A 2454-nucleotide genomic window follows, 5' to 3' on the forward strand; every position below is an offset into this window, starting at 1 on the left:
AATCGAACCTGCATGTCGCCTGTCCGGTTTGGAACCCTTCAACATTACTAAAGATTCATTATTCGTGAACGTTGGCGAACGCTGCAACGTTACCGGTTCTGCACGCTTCAAAAAATTAATTGTGGAAGAAGATTATTCCACCGCTCTCGAAGTGGCGCTGGAGCAAGTGGAAAACGGTGCGCAAGTAATCGACATCAACATGGATGAAGGCATGCTCGATGCTGAAAAAGCTATGGTGCGTTTTTTGAATTTAATTGCTGGCGAGCCGGATATCGCCCGTGTACCGATTATGGTGGACTCATCCAAGTGGGATGTCATCGAAGCCGGATTGAAATGTATTCAAGGCAAACCGATTGTAAACTCCATCAGCCTGAAAGAAGGCGAAGAAGAGTTTTTACAAAAAGCCAAACTCTGCATGCGCTACGGTGCCGCTGTAGTCGTAATGGCATTTGATGAAACCGGCCAAGCCGATACCATGGCGCGCAAAAAAGAAATTTGTGAGCGCTCTTATCGCACGCTTGTCGATAAACTGGATTTTCCACCGGAAGATATTATTTTCGACCCGAACATTTTTGCGGTCGCCACCGGTATTGAAGAACACAACAATTACGCGGTAGATTTCATTGAAGCCACACGCTGGATTCGCACCAACCTGCCTCACGCTGGCGTCAGCGGCGGCGTATCCAACGTGTCCTTCTCCTTCCGTGGCAACAACCCGGTGCGTGAAGCAATCCACTCGGTATTTTTGTACCACGCGATTAAAGCCGGTATGAATATGGGTATCGTTAACGCCAGCCAATTGGCGGTGTATGACGATTTGCCGCAAGAATTAAAAGACAAAGTTGAAGATGTAATCCTCAACCGTCACAGCGGCGGCACCGAAGCACTGCTCGATATCGCTGAAAAATATCGCGGTGATGGCTCTACCGGCGAAGTGAAAGAAGACGCCGAATGGCGCTCACTGCCGATTGCAAAACGGATTGAACACTCGCTGGTAAAAGGTATTTCAACCCACATCGTTGAAGATACCGAAGAAGCGCGCCAACACTATCCTCGCCCACTCGATGTGATCGAAGGCCCACTCATGGACGGTATGAATGTGGTGGGTGATTTATTTGGTGCAGGTAAAATGTTTTTACCGCAAGTAGTTAAATCCGCGCGCGTAATGAAACAATCAGTAGCCTATTTGCAACCGTTTATTGAAGCCGAGAAAACCGAAGCCTCAAAACCAAACGGCAAAATTTTGATGGCCACCGTAAAGGGCGATGTGCATGACATCGGCAAAAATATTGTCGGCGTGGTATTGCAGTGCAATAACTTTGAAGTGGTTGACCTGGGGGTAATGGTGCCCTGCGATAAAATTATCGACACCGCCATTGAACAAAACTGCGACATTATCGGACTCTCGGGTTTGATCACACCATCGCTGGATGAAATGGTATTTGTCGGCCGCGAAATGGAACGCCGCGGTATTAACAAACCCTTGATGATCGGTGGCGCCACCACATCCAAAGCACACACCGCGGTAAAAATTGATCCGGTGTTTAAACTCAATCAAGTGGTCTACGTTGCAGATGCCTCGCGCGCCGTAGGTGTCGCCAGCACACTACTGTCCGACGAATTGCGCCCCAAATTTGTGGAAGAACTCAAGCAAGAATATATAGACGTACGCGAACGCAACGCCAACCGCAAACCACGCGGCACAGTACGCTCCTACCCCGAAGCTATCGCCAAAGGTTTAAAACTGGATTGGGCTAATTACACCCCTCCCGCCCCTGCATTTACCGGCGTAAAAGTATTTGAAGATTACGATTTAAATACATTGGTTGATTTTATCGACTGGACACCTTTCTTTATCAGCTGGGATCTCGCCGGAAAATATCCAAAAATTCTGGAAGATGAAATCGTCGGGGAAGCCGCACGCAATTTATTTTCCGATGCACAACAGATGCTGCGTAAATTGATCGATGAAAGACTTATCAAAGCCAACGGCGTGATCGGCTTCTGGCCAGCGAATACGGTCAACAGCGATGACATCGCCGTATATGATGCGGATGGAAAACAAATCAATACTTTGCACCACATCCGCCAACAGCACTTAAAACAAGGCATGGAATCGCGCCCACATTATTCACTCGCGGATTTTGTTGCACCCAAAGAAACTGGAAAACAGGATTACATCGGCGGCTTTGCGGTCACTACCGGCATAGGCGCAGAAGAACTCGCCAAGCAATATCAGGATGCAGGCGATGACTACAACAGCATCATGGTAAAAGCCCTCGCCGACCGTTTAGCCGAAGCTTTCGCTGAACACATGCATCAACGTGTGCGCAAAGAATTCTGGGGCTACGACCGCGATGAAAATCTGTCGAACGAAGATTTAATCAAAGAACAATACAAAGGCATCCGCCCTGCTCCCGGTTATCCCGCCTGCCCGGATCACACCGAAAAAAC

General features: G+C 48.5%; 1 protein-coding gene. It reads left to right on the top strand.

All coding sequences use genetic code 11. The features are described from left to right. Nucleotides 1-2454: methionine synthase (metH, locus tag ACWA6V_RS20590; protein ID WP_449524240.1), on the top strand; the 2454-nt coding region annotated here is incomplete at both ends.

The sequence above is a fragment of the Cellvibrio sp. genome (assembly GCF_053579595.1).